This window comes from Alteromonas sp. 07-89-2, from assembly GCF_013113925.1.
GTDB classification, from domain to species: domain Bacteria; phylum Pseudomonadota; class Gammaproteobacteria; order Enterobacterales; family Alteromonadaceae; genus Alteromonas; species Alteromonas macleodii.
Genome location: NZ_VTYM01000001.1, coordinates 75429 through 93054, shown reverse-complemented (window position 1 = coordinate 93054; position 17626 = coordinate 75429). Strand labels below are relative to the sequence as shown.

The window sequence follows — 17626 nt, the reverse complement described above, 5'->3', positions numbered from 1 at the left end:
TATGTATCAGGGCTTTTTTCACTTCACAGATATGCCGTTTTCGCTTACCCCGAATACGGATTTCTTTTGTGCGCTTGCGCCACACAATGAAGCGTTGAAAGTCATTTTATCAGCATTGAGTATGTCTGAAGGCTTTATAAAAGTAACCGGTGAAGTCGGTACAGGTAAGACATTGTTATGCCGTAAATTAATTAATCATCTGTCTGATAAATTTGTAGCCTGCTATTTACCCAATCCATACCTTTCGCCTGATGAATTACGCCAAGCATTTGCGAGAGAGTTAGGCATTGTTACGGAAGGAAATAGTGATAATCAAGGCTTGCATAATGCAATAGAGACAAAGCTATTAGCCCTTAAAAAAGAGGGGCGACAAGCGGTATTAATCATTGACGAAGCGCAGTCGCTGAGTTGGGATGCTCTTGAGATGCTGCGTCTTTTTAGCAATTTGGAAACGGAAAAAAGTAAACTGCTTCAAATTGTCTTGTTTGGACAGCCTGAACTTGATGACAACCTGGCAAACCCTAAAGTAAGACAAATCCGCCAGCGAATAAGTTTTTCCTACACTTTACGCACAATGACGTCAGCCGAAGTCGATTACTACATTGGTCACCGGTTGACGACAGCAGGTGGTGACGAGCAGTTGATATCTAGAGGACTGCGCGCATTTATAGCGTTGGTTACCAAGGGTACGCCTCGCTTGGTTAACATAGTTTGTCATAAGATTCTTTTGCGCGCATATGGTCAGGGCAAGGCGTCGGCGACCTGGTCACATACCCTAAGCGCCGTTTTCGATACACATGACTGTAAACGCCGACTTCTCCCAAGGCAGAGTCTTGTTATTTTGTCGCTTGCTGTGGTGGCAGTTGCAAGTGTACTGCATGTATACGGCGCAGGTGGCATATGAGTATTTTGAATGACACCTTAAAGTCACTGGATGAACGCAATAAAAGTGAAGACTTTGGTTTGCCGCCAACCGTTGAAGTCAGTCAACGTCCAGTTTGGCCAAAAGCGCTCATGATCATCGCCGTTTTGGTGTTTGTAGTATGGTTAGTAATTACACTTTTATCTGGTACTTCCCATCGCGAAAAAAATGAAGATGGATTAAGCACAACGGCCGTTTCAAGTGCCCCGAGCGTTAACAACCCGCCTGCTGAAAGTACAATTTCAGAGCGCGTTGCCGATAGTACAGCAGATATAAATGCGCCGTCACAAGGAATGCAATCAACCCCGTTATCTGAAAGTGATATGGCGCTACAAAACCGTGCGTCAGATGTGGCTGAGCTTGTTTTCAATACCGTTGATGAGTCCCTTGAAGATGATGAAGCTCAATACAGAAAAAGGGTTACAACTACGGTATCAGCAACCAGCACAGCTGATGATGTGAAGGCGTCAAACGTCAATAACAGCGCAAACGCCAGTAGCCCTCAATCAGAACTGTCTGCGGTTAGCAAAACACAACCCTCAAGCTCGAAGGCCGCAGAGCCTAAACCCACAAATATCATAACCAGAGAGCCTGTAGTTGAGGTAGCACCTAAGTCACCTGAACAACAAAGTGCAGTGCATTTAGAAGCAGGACTTAAAGCGTATAACTTTGGCATTTTTGATGAGGCTCAAAAAAGCTTCACGCTAGCACTGGCAACCTTTCCGCAAAATGACGAGGCGCGCAAGCAGCTAGCTGCACTTTATTTTGGACAAAACAATAATTTACAGGCACTGCAGGTACTTTCAGAGGGCATTGTGATCTCGCCTAGCGAATTAATTTGGCGAGAGCTAATGGCCAAAATTCTGGTGCAAGAAAGCCGCTTCGAAGAAGTATTGAATTTGATGCCTGATAGCTTGGATGCTAAAGCGTTAGCCGAAGGCCGTGCCGACTATCTAATTTTAAAGGGCACCTCTGCTCAAACCATCAATAAGTCAGAGCAAGCGATATCAGCATTCAGCGCTATGACATCGCTACAGCCTAATAATGCGAAATGGTGGTTGGCGTTAGGGGTGAATTATGACGCATTGGCAGATGAGCGTCTGGCGATATCATCTTATTCCAGGGCACTCGCCATTGGCGGGCTTTCCTCTGCATCTGCACAATATGCAAACTCGCGTCTAACTGATTTACAGGAGCAGCCTTAATGCGACCTCGATTAAAGATGCGCCTTGGCGACTTACTCGTTCACGAAAACATTATCTCCAGTGAGCAGCTTGACAATGCGCTTGCGGCGCAGCGAACGTCAGGGCGCAAACTTGGGGATACACTTATCGATTTGGGCTTTATTGGCGAACCCCAGCTTCTTCGCTTCTTGGCACAGCAGCTAAATATTCCTTTCTTGGATATAACACAGCGCCGTATAGACCCAGAGCAAGCTCAGCTTATCCCAGAGACTTACGCACGTCGCTACCGTGCCTTGGTGTTAGAAGCGGACGACGATGAAGTGCTGCTGGGTATGAGCGACCCAACGGACTTGGGAGGCTTAGACCAGCTGGGCCCGTTAGTCGCTCCTCGAACCATTGAGCTGGCTATCGTACAAGAGCACCAAATGCTAGAGGCATTTGATTCTGTTTACCGCCGTACCCAGGACATCGCGTCGTTTGCTGAAAAACTAGGCGAAGAGTATGCAGACGAGGCTGATTTTGAGTTGTCAGCCCTTGATGACACCACCTCGGATGCTACGGTCGTTAAGCTGCTTCACTCCATATTTGAAGATGCCGTTCAAGTTAGGGCATCAGATATTCACATCGAGCCCGATGAAAAAATCCTGCGTATTCGTCAACGTGTCGACGGCGTTTTGCAAGAAAACACGCTCAACCAAGTGAAAATAGCGTCGGCGCTGGTACTACGACTCAAACTCATGTCTGGCTTGGATATATCTGAAAAGCGTATTCCACAAGACGGACGATTTAATATTAAAGTGAAAGGACACACCTTAGATGTGCGTGTGTCGACCATGCCGGTAGCCAATGGAGAAGCGGTTGTTATGCGTTTGTTAGACCAGTCTGCTGGCCTACTAACGCTAGACCAAACCGGTATGCCCGATGCTATGGCAGAGAAATTTAGAGCTGCCATTAATCGTCCCCACGGTATGATCCTGGTAACGGGGCCTACGGGTTCCGGTAAAACTACGACTCTGTATGGGGCACTTAGCGAACTCAATAAGCCTGACCTTAAAATCATAACGGCTGAAGACCCCATTGAATACCGTCTACCGCGAATCAACCAAGTTCAGGTTAATGCCAAAATTGGGCTGGACTTTGCCGCCATTCTTCGCACTACGTTACGTCAAGACCCTGACATTATAATGGTGGGGGAAATGCGTGACCAAGAAACCGTAGAGATTGGTCTTCGAGGTGCATTAACCGGCCACTTGGTATTAAGTACGCTTCACACCAACGACTCAGTAACCAGCGCTATTCGCCTTATCGATATGGGCGCGGCGCCGTATTTGGTTGCTACTTCATTACGAGGAGTGCTTGCACAGCGTCTGGTTCGTAGGGTGTGTGAAAACTGTAAAGAAGAAAAGCCTGCAACCGCCCAAGAACAAGCGTGGGTTGGCTTCTTGAAACCTGAATTAGCCACTGCCACCTTCTATAAAGGGCGCGGGTGCAACAGTTGTAATCACACAGGATACAAAGGCCGGATAGGTGTTTTTGAATTTCTGGAAATGAACGAGGACATGATGGAGGCCTTGCGTGAAGACGACACGCAGGGCTTCGTAGATGCGACTAAGGCGAATAAAGACTTTGTTCCTTTATCTCACATGGCACTGGACTACGCAGCTCAGGGCAAAACTTCTTTAGATGAAGTGTTCAAAGTCGCTGAATTTGTTCCTGAAGTGGTGAATCACTAATGCCACAGTTCAAGTACGCAGGTAAGTCAACGCAAGGCGGGCCTCAAAAAGGGGTTATTGAAGCCGCGTCATCGCAAGCCGCAGCACAAGCCTTGCTGTCACAAAACATTGTGCCTCTTACCATTGTTGAATCAAAAAAACGCAGTGCAGAAAATGAAGGAGACGGCTTCGATATCACGCGTTTATTTCAACAAAAGGTGGGACTGGATGAAATGATCATATTCTCCCGCCAAATGTACTCATTGCTAAAGGCCGGTATTCCCATTATTCGCGCCATTAAAGGCCTAAGCGAAAATGCATCGCATAAACGCTTTCAAGAGATTTTGAAAGATATTGCAGACCAGTTAGAGCAGGGACGAAGTCTGTCTTCTTCCATGGCTAAATATGAAAAAGTGTTTACGAGACTTACCATATCCGTGGTGGTGGTAGGTGAAAATACCGGTAAATTAGACGACGTATTCCTACAGCTTGCCCTCTATTTCGAACGCGAGCAAGAAACCCGCAAGCGCATCAAATCGGCGCTGCGCTATCCCACTTTTGTGTTAATTGCGCTAGCAATTGCCATGTTTATTTTGAATCTATTTGTTGTGCCAGTGTTCACCCAAATGTTTGAGCGCTTTGACACTGAACTTCCAATTATGACCCGCGTGTTAATTGGAACTTCCAATTTCTTTGTGAACTATTGGTGGCTGCTAATTATTGTGATTGTGGGAGGGATTTTCGCTGTTAAACAATACGTTAGTTCGACTAATGGACGACTCAAATGGGACAAATTTAAACTAAAGTTGCCTATCGTGGGCAGCATTATTGAGCGATCATTACTTTCAAGATATAGCCGAAGTTTTTCAATGATCTTACGTGCAGGCGTGCCGTTAACCGCAGGGCTTTCACTTACTGCCGACGCCGTTGACAACGCGCACATGCAAAAGCGCATCAAAGAAATGCGGCAAGGGATCGAAAAAGGCGAAAGTTTGCTTAGAGTTTCGAAAAATAGCGAACTGTTTTCTACACTTGTACTACAGATGATTGCAGTAGGTGAGGAGACGGGGCGACTAGAACCATTGTTAGAAGAAAGTGCTGACTATTACGAACGTGAAGTCGACTTCGACTTGAAAAGTTTAACGGCCAAAATCGAACCTATTTTGATTGGTTTTGTTGCGGTAATGGTATTGATCCTGGCGCTTGGCATATTTACGCCAATGTGGAACATGATGTCGGCGGTGAAAGGCGGCTGATAAAGCGCTTTATAACTGGGGAAAAGCGTGGCAAGCACCAAAACGGGGTTACTTAATTTTGTTGTTATAGGCGTATTGCTTGCTGTTATTGGGACAACATACGTGTTTTACGCGACACCAATTATTGATGAAGCGGAAAAGGTTAACAAAGAGAACGCGGTTGCACAGTTTCAGCGAGTGGTGATGTTAGCCAGGGCACAATGGATAAAGACTAAGCAAGATACTGTGCTTATTTACGAAACTGAGTTTGACGCTGGTGGCAAAGTTAAACAGCGCAAAGATGTGGCGGCAGAGCTATACATTAATGAAAAAGGCTGGCCCGAAGGGCTTGAAAAAGAACAGGGGAATGCGTGCGAATACATGCTGACACTTGCAACCTTAAGAGAAGGTGAAGCGCTGTCAACAGTGACTGTAAGCGACCAGTATGCAAACGGTCACTTACAATGTGCATTCTTTTGGGGAAGAGAGATTTGGTTTGAATATAACGCTGGTAGCGGCGTTGTCAGGCAAAGAAACAGTTGATTAAACGGCGGCACAATTCGCCTTTATCGTCATCAAGGAGATGTTATGAACACCAAACAACAAGGCTTTACGCTAATCGAGCTGATAATTGTTGTAATCATTCTAGGGTTGCTTGCGGCCACAGCATTACCACGCTTTATTGATGTTACTGATGAAGCTCGTGAAGCAAGTGTTGAAGGTGTTGCCGGCGGTTTTGCAGCCGCGGTAGGTCTTGTAAGAGCGCAGTGGGAAGTTGAAGGCCGTCCGAGCGGAAACAATGGAAATGGGAACGGCACTGTAATCACTTACGATCAAACGCAAGTAGGGGTAGACGGCACCATTGGTTACCCAACGGGAAGCTCTACAGGCAACACACTTATTTCTACCGTTAACGACACTGAATGCAAAAACGTATTTGACCTAATTCTTCAGTCAGCACCAACAAACACAACGTCGACGAACGACACCGTTGTTGCTGATTTCAGATATGCCGTTCGTGAGGACGACTCAGGTGCAAATACACTTTGTGTTTACTACTTAGTTGAATCTATGGGTTTACCTAATAGTTCAGCACCGGCAGACGGAACGCCAGACGGCACAACGTACGACGGTTTCACTTACAACCCAGCCACTGGCCAGGTTACTGTTTTTTAATTAATACCTAGGAAGTTTAATTATGCAAAAAGTATCAACACAACAGGGTTTTACCCTAATCGAGTTAATCATTGTTATTGTACTGCTGGGTATTCTAGCGGTAACCGCAGCACCTAAGTTTTTGAACCTTCAAGATGATGCGCGTGATTCTGTATTACAGGGAATTGCCGGAGCTTTGGAATCTGCTTCGTCAGTGGTCTATGGCAAAGCATTGATCAATGGCCAAGCCAATGCCGAAACAGGTACGGTAGACATTGGTAATAACATCACTGTGGAAACAGTGTACGGTTATCCAGATGCAACACTTGATAATTTGAATGATCTATTAGACTCAGATATTGGCAACGATTATCTAACTAATCCTGTACCGAATTCGGATCCAGCTCAAATCCTAATTTATTATAAAGGTTACACTGGCTACACTACAGCTCCTACTGACGCAGACTCAAATTGTGCTATCACCTACACAGCTCCTTCTGCTATTGGTGAGAGACCCTCTATTAACGTTGAAACTTGCGTTCAGTAATGTGAAGAAAACCGGTTTTACATTAGTAGAACTTATCATAACCATATTGGTTATTGGGGTGCTGGCGGTAACCGCCGCACCTCGCTTTCTTGGTAACGATACGGAAGAAGCTATCGCCCTTCGCGATCGCACGCTTCAAGTCGTTCGTAACATGCAGTTTCGTGCTATGCAAAATGTGCAAGACACTAGCTGTGTGAAAATAACCGCCACAATCATTGCCCCTCCCGCTGGCCACGATTGTACAAACGCCCTTTCTACCGCTTTTGATGCCGATCAGGTAGTCGATGCATCAAGCACCGACTTTACTTTTCAAACTGCCGATGAAAATGGCGATAGCTTTTCTCAAATTCAGTTTGACGGGTTTGGCAGGCCGCGAAATATAGCGTGTTCAACGAATTGTAGAATTCAAATAAGTACCTTTGCCATGTGTTTACAAAGCGAAGGGGCAGTTTATGCGTGCTAGGGTTGTGTTGCCTGTACATAGAAAATGCGAGAACGGCTTTACCCTGCTAGAGCTGGTGATTGGCATTGTTGTATTTACGATTAGCCTAACCGTAGTACTGTCGCTTATTGTCCCGCAAGCTGAACAAACCGCAGAGCCATTTCGTCAGGTGAAAGCGGCGAAATTAGGGCAGTCTTTAATGAATGACATTCTTAGTCGCTCTTATGATGAAAATAGTGACAGAAGCCCGCCATTTGTCACCTGCGTCGATAAACCTGATCCGTCTGATGCCAATGATAACTTGTGTTCCGACCTTCTAGGTCCCGACGCTGGTGAAACCTCTGAAGAAGCTTATGACGATGTAGATGATTATAATGGTTATGCTATTAGCAATGTTGGCGGCAATTATAATGGCTTTGCATACAAAGTAGATGTTACGTATGACTCTTCAATAGATGTGACTTCTGATCCTCAAGCAGTTGTATATTGCCCAGACCCAGAAGAGGCAATTAATGCCTGCGTGGTTCCCGAAAATAAACAATACAAGCGTATCGATATCGCGGTCACAGCTCCAGACGGCCAAGTTTACAACTTCAGTGCTTATCGAGGGAGCTATTAATGTCCCTACCAAAAGCAAGACGCCAACGCGGTTTTACACTTATAGAGCTTATCTTAGTGATCACTATTTTAGGCGTGATTAGCGTATCCGTGGCACAGGTTATTTCTTTAAGCGCACAAATCTATATAACTGGCGCAGAGCGTACCCGACTTGTTTCAGATGCGCGCTTTATTATTTTGCGATTGGAAAAAGAACTTCGAAATATTGTGCCTAACTCGGTCTCTTTTGACGCTAGTTTAGGGTGCTTAACCTACTATCCAATCGTTATGAGCGGTACATATACCGCAGACCCTTTTGATGATGAGCTACATTCTGTCGTTTTTAAAATGAAAGCCCCCGCATCTGGAGATAAATTAGTTATCTACCCAACGAGTCCGCAAAGTGCGATTGATAACAGCGTAGACTATAATGGATATACCGCCGCGACCGATAACGAAGGAAATGTTTTAGATCACCAATACATAATTGAGTTAGGAGCCGTAAACACTCAATCCTCCCCAGGGAAGCGTTTTTTTGTGTTTAACGAAAATCCAGTGTCAGTGTGTAAGGAAACAAGGCCGCAAGGTGAGGCCTTGGTGCGAAGAGATGGAACGATTACAGGTATTATCGCAACGAATGTAAGTAGTTGGAGTGCAGACGTAATAACGGTAAGTTTGCGCCAAAATGCTTTGGTCAAATTAGACTTAACGCTCATCGGTAATGATGACGAGGCGTTGGCTTTCTCGCACGAGGTACATTTCCCCAATGTTCCCTAATAGACAATATACTTTATCGCCTTCTCGCACTCTATCAAAACAACGTGGCTCTACCACCATTGTGGCTATCATTATTAGCATTGTACTTCTAGGACTTGGCATTGCGTTGTCTAATCAGATTTCGTCAAACATACGTCAGCAATCCATTGAGTATTATGGCGCTCGCGCCTATTTAGCAGCGCAGAGCGGTGTTGAGATGTTGGTATCTAGACTTGTCGAACTTGAGGACCCGCTGTGTCCAGACGAATATGAGCTTATGCCGCAAAGTACGGTCTCTTTCCCTAATTGTGTTATTCGCGTTGAATGCGTTGAGACACCAGACGACGTAATTGAGCCTGATGTCACGTCCGGAAAGATAGATGTCTACGAATTTACTGCAACGGCAAGTTGTAGAAGCGGGCAAATTGATACCTCTAGAAGTGTAACTGTGGAAGTAAGGCAGGAACAATAATGAACTTAAAGTCTATTTCGCTGTTTTGTTTGTTTCTCACGTTATGTGTTGCACTGCCCGTGCAAGCCGTCCCTCAAATCGAAGGCAGGTTCATCGAGCTTCAAAACACCTACAATAAAGCAGAGTGGACGACCATTAGCTTTTCACAGGTATACGACGAGCCGCCAGCGGTGTTTATGCTCTCTACTAATCAAGGTAGCAACCCAGCGATTGTCAAAATTCGCAACGTTACCCGCACAGGTTTTGAAGCTTTGCCCCTTGAGCCTTCTGGAGAAGATGGTCCGCATATCACGATGGGAGCACATTACTTAGCGATTGCGTATGGCGTTCATGAATTCCCTGACGGTGATATTGTTGAAGTCGGTAAGATGGAGCTCGGAGGGGGGACTATTCAGGCATCGACAAGCTCTCCTTGGTATGAACCTGACGGCCCCTTGAAGGTGGGCGAAGAAAATGCGAGATATGCTCGCGTTTCACTTGAAACTGATTTTGGTGAACAGCCTGTTTTCTTTCACTCTATTCAAACGTTAAACAACCAAGTTGACGTTAATGGAAAGAAGCCACCCAACGAACATTTGTTGCCGTTTCTAACTATTGCAGCAAAGTATGAAGCACCGTCTTATTTTATGGCGTTGGAAGCGTCTGAAACAGATTATGCGCCAGTTACACACAATGAAACGGTAGCTTACATGGCGACAACAGAGGGATTCAATCGTAGATTTTTCGATGACAATGGTATTGAAGTGGTTTGGGAAGCCGATTTTGCCGACGTACGCATACAGGGGTGGGACGATGGTTGCTTTCGAAATGACTTTAAAAACAACTATACGCAAACTCCTTTGGTTGCAGCCAGTAAAATAAGTAGAAACGGCGGCGATGGCGGTTGGCTTCGCAGCTGCGGCGTAAACAAAAATAGGCTTGGACTTCGTGTAGATGAGGATAGGAGCTTAGACTCTGAGCGCAACCACACTGAAGAAGACGCTAGCATTCTGGCTATGACTTCAGAGTTTGTGTTTAGTGGCGAAGTTCCTAGTTGTGATGACGCCTTTCCTGGCGCGGTTGCCGCTTTTGGTGGTTCCGCAATTTCACTCGCAGCCGGTAGCCGAATGATTGATGAAAATGCAGGTGTGTTGTCAGCACAGCAGTTTATCACCGACGCTACAAGTGGATCTGCAGACTACCCAAAATGCGGACAGAACCCTGTCGACTGTACCGTGAACAACACAGATGCGCTTACCGACTCACAAGCGAGAGCGATACCAACAATTACCATTGACGATAGCGGCCCAGAGATAGCAGAAGGGGATTTAGCAGGGGATTATTATTTTAACCGTCAACTGGTAACCATGGCGGCGGGTAACTACAACGTAATTGCACCCACGCGAATTTATGTTTCTGACCCAGGGGACAATATAGGTGGTGTGGCTACAAAGTTCACCATGGTGAACGCAAATATCACTGTCGCTGAAGGGGCTTATCTCGCTATTTATGTCGATGGAGATGTGGTCATCGATGGCTCAAACCCCAACGCATTGGTTTTAGCAAAAGGTGAAATAAGCTTTGCCAATGTGTCTGAAGGCACATTGAGAGGCCGCTTTACCGCGGGAGGAGGCGTTGGCTCACCTGCTACTCTGAGGGTAACGGCTAATGACGTGCCAAACAATATTCCTGGCATCTGCGGTCGGGAAGTCATTGAAGTACTGAATCACTATCGTTTTGAACTGGCTGATAACAAGGGTAGCAGCTGCGCCGCGAAAGAAGTTACCCTAAAAGCCTGTGCAGACGTCAACTGTGATTTACTCTACTCTCAGCCATCTACAGTCAACTTAGTGCCCGTTAATAGCGGTAACTATCGATGGTCGCCTGACGACAGCGTAACGTTTATCGGGCAGACCTCGCTAACACTCGATAGCCTTAGAGGCGCAGATCCTGAACTTGCTACTTCGGGAGAAAATCCATCTTCTCAATTGCGTTGCTTTATCGGTGGTAAAGAAGTGAATTTAGGTAGCTGTAAAATAAAGTATGAATCCGACGGGCTGGTGTTTAAGAATATCACTGATGATTCAGAAACCATCGTTACTCAGCTTTCTGGTAAGCCTTCAGACACTGGCTTTAACAGCAAGACCTATGCAATCGAAGCATGTGGGAATTCTGACACGCTAAAAAATCAAATTGTCGATGTTGAATTAAATTATAACTGTGCTAGTTCGAGCAATTGTTCTAACACCCTACTGCTTATCAATAACGGTAATGAACATCAACTGGGGCTAACCCCACGCACCTTTCCTATCCAATTTGATGCTGACTCGCGAGCTGCATTTACAATTCAATACCCAGATGCGGGAGAGTTGTCGTTGTCAGCAGACATAACTAATCGAAGCGGTATTGCAGGTTCTTCTAATACTTTTAAAGTGCGTCCATTCGGCTTTGCTATGAATATCTTAAATGATAGCGGCACGAGCTCCAATCTTAACGGTTACGCGAATAGTGCGAATGGTTCGCTGCTCAAACTGACAGGGGAAGACTTTGTCTTAGGCTTGCGAACAGTACAGTGGGTCGATGGTGAAGACAGTAACGACGATGGAATACCAGATAACTTTGCAGCACTGGAAAACAATAATACCGCGGAGCATTTTTCAGGTAGCGCGTTGTTAACACCCTTAAATATACTTCCTAGTGGCGGCGCAACGGGTACATTGAGCGTGCCCAGTGTTTTATTTAGCGACGAAGGTAAAGTTAACGTTGGTGTTAATTACGATGAGGTAGGTACAATTTCCATTGCTGCACAGAGTACTTATTTGTCAGATACCAACGTGCAAGGGCTGGTGCAAAACGTTGGGCGTTTCGCACCTTCTAATTTTGCCTTGAGCGGAAGTGTTGAAGCAGCATGTAACGTCAATGGTGCATTTAATTACTTTGAACAACCTATTAGTGAAGTAAGCTTCTCGCTAACCGCACTTAACCAAAATGGCAGCCGCACCACAAACTACTACGATGGTTTTAATAAGCTAACCAGTCTCGGTTTGCAGGTTGAGCATGACGGTAATTTGCTAAACCGTTTGGAAAATATCAACTCGATAGGCTGGCCTCAAAGCGGAGCGACAGGACAAATTACTTTCTCTGATAATGACATTGCATTTAGCCGCTTAGGTAGCGCAACGCAGGATGGGGCATATATCGATGCTGCTGTCGTACTGGTGGCAGACCAAGCACAAATTGAGGGCGCAAACTTCAATGGACTTTCTTGTTCCGGTCAGTGCGTTGACGATTTTGGTGATTCAATCAGCTTTGCCTACGGTCGTGCAACGTTGATAAATAACTACGGTGCAGCCGACGAAGCGCTTTTGTTACCGCTTCGCACTCAATATTGGGACGGAAATAATTGGCGAATTAATAAGTATGACAGTTGTACGGCTTATGATCACGACAACGTGAATGACGAATCTGGTGAATTGGTTTCTTCGGGGGAAGAGTCGTTAAGTGAAGGAGCCTATAGAAATAGTGACGGAATACGCCTGTCATCACCAAACGGTGCTGGCAATTATCCTGTTAGTTATACGCCTGATGCTTGGCTATTGTGGGATTGGGATGGAGATGGCGAAGCTGATAACCCTCCAAACGCAACGCTCACGTATGGTGTGTATCGAGGAAACGACAATATCATTTACAAGCGCGAGCAAATCAATAATTAGCAAAGAAGGTTATCCCGCTTGATCGTAATGCTGGTTGCGTAGCACACCGTAGTGGCGCCAACATAAAGAGATGTAAATTATTAGCAAATTGTTTTTGAACCTTCTAATTTTCACAGGGTCACTATGTGGGTCTAGTTTTAAAATTATTTGGAAACGCGTGTGTGGTATCCCTTCATGGGTAAAGCGCTAAAACTACTAAGCAAAAATGCAGTTATTTCGTCACTTAATTACAGCATTACTTGCCCAAAATAGCCCCCATTGTTAAAGTGTGCGAATAAATATCGACTTCACGTTAAAGCGTCGCCATCTCACCTTTGCAAATACGCGTTAACACAGAAACAGGAATACACTCTTCATGTTTAAAAAGCTTCGAGGCATGTTCTCTAACGATCTGTCCATCGACCTCGGAACAGCTAATACGCTGATTTATGTAAAAGACCAAGGTATTGTTCTGAACGAGCCTTCAGTAGTAGCTATTCGTCAAGAGCGCGCAGCAGGACCAAAAAGTGTTGCAGCGGTAGGTGCAGAAGCTAAGCGAATGCTTGGTCGTACGCCGGGTAATATACGTGCAATTCGTCCGATGAAAGACGGTGTTATTGCCGACTTTTACGTCACTGAAAAAATGCTTCAGCACTTTATTAAACAAGTGCATGACAATAATTTCTTGCGCCCAAGTCCTCGTGTATTAGTGTGTGTTCCTTGTGGCTCAACACAAGTTGAGCGCCGCGCAATTAAAGAATCTGCACTGGGTGCAGGTGCCCGCGAAGTTTATCTTATCGACGAGCCAATGGCGGCTGCTATTGGTGCGGGTTTACCTGTATCAGAAGCAACAGGTTCAATGGTGGTCGATATTGGTGGTGGTACAACAGAAGTTGCCATTATCTCACTTAACGGCGTAGTTTATTCATCATCTGTTCGTATTGGTGGTGACAAGTTTGATGAAGCTATTATCAACTACATTCGTCGTAACTTCGGTTCACTAATTGGTGAAGCAACCGCTGAACGCATTAAGCATGAAATAGGTGCTGCCTACCCAGGTGAAGAAGTGCGCGAAATTGAAGTGCGCGGTCGCAACCTAGCAGAAGGCGTCCCTCGCGGGTTCACGCTAAACTCAAACGAAATTCTTGAAGCGCTTCAAGAACCACTAACCGGCATTGTTTCAGCCGTTATGGTGGCGCTTGAACAGTCTCCGCCAGAGCTTGCTTCAGACATTTCTGAGCGCGGTATGGTACTTACCGGTGGTGGCGCGTTACTTAAAGACTTAGATAGATTGCTAATGGAAGAAACGGGCATTCCAGTTGTTATTGCTGATGATCCGCTTACTTGTGTAGCACGCGGCGGTGGTAAGGCATTCGATATGATTGACCTTCACGGTGGCGACCTGTTTAGCTACGAATAAACAGGAAAGGCAACCGTAAGGTTGCCTTATTTGTATCATGGATACTATTTTTACCCGCGGCCCTTCGTTAAATAACAGGCTTACACTGGCGCTTGTGCTGTCGGTGATTCTGATATTTGTCGACCATAAGCTAGACGGTTTCAAATCAACGCGGGTTTATCTCAACTCATTAATGAGCCCACTTCAGTATTTAGCAAACCTTCCCGGTTTAATGCTAAATGAAAGTGCCCAGCGTCTTACCTCTCAAGAACAATTGCTGGCCGAAAACCAGAAACTTAATAATCAGCTGTTGCTAATGAGCGAAAAGCTCCAGCAGTTCGATGTCATTGCAAAAGAAAATGCACAATTACGAGAGTTACTGCAGGCACCTATTCGGGTTTCTTCTCGAAAAATGGTTGCTGAGTTAATGGCGGTGGATAAAAACCCGTATAGCCAGCAGGTGGTTATCAACAAGGGTGCGATAGACGGCGTATATCTGTCTCAGCCAGTTATTGATGATAAGGGCATAGTGGGTCAGGTAATGGAAGTTGGGTCTACAAACAGCCGTGTATTGCTGATTGCCGATGTTACCCACGCTATTCCTGTGCGATCTCTTCGAAACGATATTCGCTTTATCGCAACCGGAAGCGGCGCACTAAACGAGCTGTATCTAGAGCATGTTCCTCATAGTGTCGATATTCAAGAAGGTGATACATTAATTTCGTCTGGCTTAGGAAAAGTCTTTCCAGAAGGTTACCCTGTGGCAAGAGTGTCACAAGTCGTCCGAGATGAAAGCCGCCCTTTTGCTCGTGTTATTGTCACACCTTTAGCAAATCTAGACAGGCTTCGACACCTATTGCTGTTATGGCACACGCCTGAGTCAGAAAATGAGTCTGATGCTAACTCAACTGACGACACTGATAAGCCAGCTGTAAACGAGGAAGAATCTTCAGATGCGTAAACGTAACCTCGTTATATGGATTAGTCTGTTAGTTGCTCTGGTACTGCAAATTGTTCCACTGCCCACTCAAGTAGATGTGTACCGGCCTGACTGGGTGCTGGTTGTATTAGCATATTGGAGCATGGCGTTGCCCCACAGAGTGAATGTGGGTGTAGCCTTCTTAACGGGCGTAGCCATGGATGTGCTTGTAGGCACAACCTTGGGCATTCATAGTTTCGGCTTAAGTATTTGTGTTTATATATTAGCGGCTAATTACCAAAGACTAAGAAATTACTCCGTTTGGCAGCAAGCCATTATTATCGGTCTACTATCAGCGCTATACCACTTACTTACATTTTGGGTGCAGCATCTACTGACTGATATTTATTTCCAAGTCGATTACCTGTGGCCGGTGATAACGTCAATGGTGTTGTGGCCGTGGGTATTTTGGCTGCTTCGACGCACGCGCAGACAGTTTTCAATTTCGTAACCCGAACACGTTCTCGATTAAACCAAAGGTAAGCCAATGACAAAATCGGTAGTGTTAGCGTCAGCCTCTCCACGACGCACCGCTTTGCTCAAGCAAATGAACATAGCCCATACAATACAGCCTGCCGATATTGACGAGTCGCCCCGTGACAACGAGCCACCGATGGAGCTTGTCGCAAGGCTAGCCAGTGAAAAAGCCCAAGCGGTGAAAGCATACCTTGAGGATCAGCAGGCAATGACCGACGACAAGGTTATTCTGGCCAGCGACACCCTAATATCGTTTAACGGACAAAGTGTTGGCAAGCCAGAAGATAAAGCAGATTCTAAGCGCATCCTCACTATGCTTTCTGGTAAAACTCATGACGTCCTTACCGCTATTTGTGTGCTTGATAACGCTCAGCAACAGACTCAAGTAATTACCACATCTGTGACTTTTGCAGCATTGACGGATGAGCAAATTGACGCATACTGGGAAACAGGAGAACCTGCCGACAAAGCAGGGAGTTACGCTATTCAAGGTATTGGTGGTGAGTTTGTAGTTTCCATTAACGGCAGTGCAAGTGCCGTAATAGGCCTACCACTGTACGAAACCCGCCAATTACTTAATGCATTTGGAGTTGTGTCGTGAGTGCTGAACTGCTTATTAACGTTACCCCGTCAGAGTCACGGGTGGCGCTTATTGAAAACGGAATACTGCAAGAAATTCACGTAGAGCGTCATACCAAACGCGGTTTGGTTGGCAATATCTATCGCGGTAAAGTTAGCCGTGTATTACCGGGAATGCAGGCAGCATTTGTTGATATCGGTTTAGAAAAGGCCGCCTTCTTACATGCATCTGACATTGTCATTCACAATGAAATTGCTGAAGAAGTCTCGGCAAGCCATATTCAAAAGCAAGACATTCGCGAGTTGGTGCGAGACGGTCAAGATATTGTGGTTCAGGTAGTGAAAGATCCTATCGGTACCAAAGGCGCACGCCTTACCACAGACATTACTATCCCCAGCCGTTATCTTGTATTTATGCCTTCGGTAACTCACGTAGGCGTATCTCAACGCATTGAAGAAGAAGCAGAAAGAGAGCGCTTAAAGTCGCTGGTGCAAGAGTTTTGTGATGAAAACGGTGGCTTCATTCTGCGTACTGCGGCGGAAGGCGTGGGCAAAAACGAACTGCAGTCCGACGCAGCATTTTTGCGAAGGCTGTGGGATAAAATTCAGTCGCGTATGAAAAAGCGTAAGTCGAACGTGCTTTACGAAGACTTACCGCTAGCACGACGAGTGCTACGCGACTTTGTTGGTACAGAGCTCGACAGAATTCGTATCGACTCGAAACTATCATTCAATGAACTTCACCAGTTCACCAAAGAGTATGTGCCTGAAATGAACGGCAAGCTCGAATACTACCCGGGTGATAGACCTATTTTTGATTTATACGATGTGGAAAATGAGGCGCAGCGAGCCTTGGAACGCCGTGTCGATTTAAAATCTGGCGGCTACTTGATCATTGATCAGACCGAAGCGATGACCACAATCGATATTAATACGGGCGCTTTTGTTGGCCACCGGAACTTAGAAGAAACAATTTTTAACACCAATATTGAGGCGACGCAGGCAATTGCCCGTCAGTTAAGATTGCGCAACTTGGGTGGGATGATCCTTATCGACTTCATCGATATGATTGAACCAGACCACAAACGACGTGTCTTACACTCACTAGAGGTGGCGACGAACAAGGACAGAGCCAAGATAAATATTCACGGTTTTACTGCGCTAGGGCTAATTGAAATGACCCGTAAACGCACCCGTGAAAGCATTGAGCATATATTGTGCGGAGAATGCCCGGTGTGTAAAGGGCGAGGCACGGTAAAAACCATTGAAACCATTTGCTTTGAAATTATGCGTGAAATTGTACGGGTGAATCGCGCCTACGACGCAGACAAGTTTGTGGTTTACGCTTCACCAAAAGTGGCGGAAGCCTTAATGGGTGAAGAGTCTCATATGCTGGCAGAACTGGAAGTATTTGTGTCTAAACAAATCAAGGTTCAAACAGAAACATTGTACAATCAGGATAAGTACGACGTCGTCATGATGTAACGCATTAACGTATA

At 45.7% G+C, this 17626-nt stretch carries 17 protein-coding genes; all 17 read left to right on the top strand.

The window, feature by feature from the left end; all coding sequences use genetic code 11:
* Position 1: 1 nt before the first annotated feature.
* The 17 genes from F0261_RS00385 (at position 2) to rng (ending at position 17612) form a co-directional block, all read left to right on the top strand.
* The gene (locus F0261_RS00385) at positions 2 to 904 is read left to right on the top strand and encodes an ExeA family protein (RefSeq protein WP_014977999.1); all 903 of its coding nucleotides are present in this window, start codon (positions 2 to 4) and stop codon (positions 902 to 904) included.
* Positions 901 to 2127: a lipopolysaccharide assembly protein LapB gene (locus F0261_RS00380; protein ID WP_171336932.1), complete on the top strand. Its 1227-nt coding sequence runs from the start codon at positions 901 to 903 to the stop codon at positions 2125 to 2127. Before F0261_RS00385 ends, F0261_RS00380 begins: the two co-directional genes overlap by 4 nt.
* Positions 2127 to 3839 carry a GspE/PulE family protein gene (locus tag F0261_RS00375; protein WP_171336931.1) on the top strand — a complete coding sequence of 571 codons (1713 nt, stop codon included), beginning with the start codon at positions 2127 to 2129 and terminating at the stop codon, positions 3837 to 3839. Before F0261_RS00380 ends, F0261_RS00375 begins: the two co-directional genes overlap by 1 nt.
* The gene (locus F0261_RS00370; RefSeq protein WP_171336930.1) at positions 3839 to 5074 is read left to right on the top strand and encodes a type II secretion system F family protein; all 1236 of its coding nucleotides are present in this window, start codon (positions 3839 to 3841) and stop codon (positions 5072 to 5074) included. The genes F0261_RS00375 and F0261_RS00370 overlap by 1 nt, the downstream gene beginning before the upstream one ends.
* A 27-nt stretch (positions 5075 to 5101) precedes the next feature.
* On the top strand, positions 5102 to 5596 hold the full coding sequence (locus F0261_RS00365; protein WP_171336929.1) for a hypothetical protein: 495 nt from the start codon (positions 5102 to 5104) through the stop codon (positions 5594 to 5596).
* Between the two features lie 45 nt (positions 5597 to 5641).
* On the top strand, positions 5642 to 6229 hold the full coding sequence (locus F0261_RS00360) for a prepilin-type N-terminal cleavage/methylation domain-containing protein (RefSeq protein WP_014978004.1): 588 nt from the start codon (positions 5642 to 5644) through the stop codon (positions 6227 to 6229).
* Between the two features lie 22 nt (positions 6230 to 6251).
* The gene (locus F0261_RS00355; RefSeq protein WP_075177603.1) at positions 6252 to 6755 is read left to right on the top strand and encodes a prepilin-type N-terminal cleavage/methylation domain-containing protein; all 504 of its coding nucleotides are present in this window, start codon (positions 6252 to 6254) and stop codon (positions 6753 to 6755) included.
* Position 6756: 1 nt separating this feature from the next.
* Positions 6757 to 7218, top strand: a complete 462-nt coding sequence (locus F0261_RS20065; protein WP_171336928.1) for a type II secretion system protein — start codon at positions 6757 to 6759, stop codon at positions 7216 to 7218.
* On the top strand, positions 7208 to 7816 hold the full coding sequence (locus F0261_RS00345) for a type II secretion system protein (RefSeq protein WP_171336927.1): 609 nt from the start codon (positions 7208 to 7210) through the stop codon (positions 7814 to 7816). The genes F0261_RS20065 and F0261_RS00345 overlap by 11 nt, the downstream gene beginning before the upstream one ends.
* Positions 7816 to 8571, top strand: coding sequence for a type II secretion system protein J (locus tag F0261_RS00340; protein ID WP_171336926.1), 756 nt, complete (start codon positions 7816 to 7818; stop codon positions 8569 to 8571). The genes F0261_RS00345 and F0261_RS00340 overlap by 1 nt, the downstream gene beginning before the upstream one ends.
* A complete protein-coding gene (locus F0261_RS00335) occupies positions 8561 to 9022 on the top strand; it encodes an agglutinin biogenesis protein MshP (RefSeq protein ID WP_171336925.1) in 462 nt (153 codons plus the stop codon). Before F0261_RS00340 ends, F0261_RS00335 begins: the two co-directional genes overlap by 11 nt.
* Complete coding sequence (locus F0261_RS00330) at positions 9022 to 12714, top strand: H-type lectin domain-containing protein (protein WP_171336924.1); 3693 nt, start codon at positions 9022 to 9024, stop codon at positions 12712 to 12714. Before F0261_RS00335 ends, F0261_RS00330 begins: the two co-directional genes overlap by 1 nt.
* Positions 12715 to 13069: 355 nt before the next feature.
* On the top strand, positions 13070 to 14113 hold the full coding sequence (locus F0261_RS00325) for a rod shape-determining protein (protein ID WP_014947909.1): 1044 nt from the start codon (positions 13070 to 13072) through the stop codon (positions 14111 to 14113).
* Between the two features lie 37 nt (positions 14114 to 14150).
* Positions 14151 to 15053, top strand: a complete 903-nt coding sequence (gene mreC / locus F0261_RS00320) for a rod shape-determining protein MreC (RefSeq protein ID WP_014978010.1) — start codon at positions 14151 to 14153, stop codon at positions 15051 to 15053.
* Positions 15046 to 15522, top strand: coding sequence for a rod shape-determining protein MreD (gene mreD, locus F0261_RS00315; protein WP_061093985.1), 477 nt, complete (start codon positions 15046 to 15048; stop codon positions 15520 to 15522). The genes mreC and mreD overlap by 8 nt, the downstream gene beginning before the upstream one ends.
* 36 nt (positions 15523 to 15558) lie before the next feature.
* Positions 15559 to 16149, top strand: coding sequence for a nucleoside triphosphate pyrophosphatase (locus tag F0261_RS00310; RefSeq protein ID WP_039236916.1), 591 nt, complete (start codon positions 15559 to 15561; stop codon positions 16147 to 16149).
* A complete protein-coding gene (gene rng / locus F0261_RS00305) occupies positions 16146 to 17612 on the top strand; it encodes a ribonuclease G (RefSeq protein ID WP_014947913.1) in 1467 nt (488 codons plus the stop codon). The genes F0261_RS00310 and rng overlap by 4 nt, the downstream gene beginning before the upstream one ends.
* Positions 17613 to 17626 lie beyond the last annotated feature (14 nt).